Raw genomic sequence first — 506 nt, 5'->3', positions numbered from 1 at the left:
TTCAACCTCACATTCATAATCATATTAGATAAAAAGATACTATCTTTATCAAAGCTTTTTAAGTTATATTCTAGTTTTAAATATCTTTTTTGTATATCTTGTATTAAAGTTGAAAGATTGTATAAACTTAAACTTTCTAATATATTTATAAGTTCTATCTTACTTAAAGTATTAAAATCATTTAACAAGCTAAGATAATTACTTATAATAGAAGAAGAATTGATATTATGAAATACAATTTTATTTTTTATATCTTCTTTAATAAAAAATTGATTATTTTTTATATAAAAATAATCTTTAAGATGATGATTACTTAATATTTGATTATAAAAACTTAAAAGACTTTCTTTACTATTTAAGTCTATAAAATTTAAAAATATATTTTCTTTTAATAATACTTCTTGTAATTCTTTTAAGTTTTTAAAAGCTTGATTTATATTAGAAGTATTTTTTAAAACATAAATGATATTTTCATCTTTAGAAATTGTTCTATTTATATTATATTG

General features: G+C 15.8%; 1 pseudogene. It reads right to left on the bottom strand.

Annotation, left to right across the window (positions count from 1 at the left end):
* Window positions 1–506: pseudogene (locus ACOTVC_RS09060) on the bottom strand (hypothetical protein); the annotation flags it as partial.

The organism is Campylobacter sp. GB48, assembly GCF_049221845.1.
In the GTDB taxonomy this organism is placed as follows: Bacteria; Campylobacterota; Campylobacteria; order Campylobacterales; family Campylobacteraceae; genus Campylobacter_D; species Campylobacter_D lari_C.
Note: the sequence above shows the minus strand (reverse complement) of the source record. Positions and strands in the feature narration are given on the sequence as shown.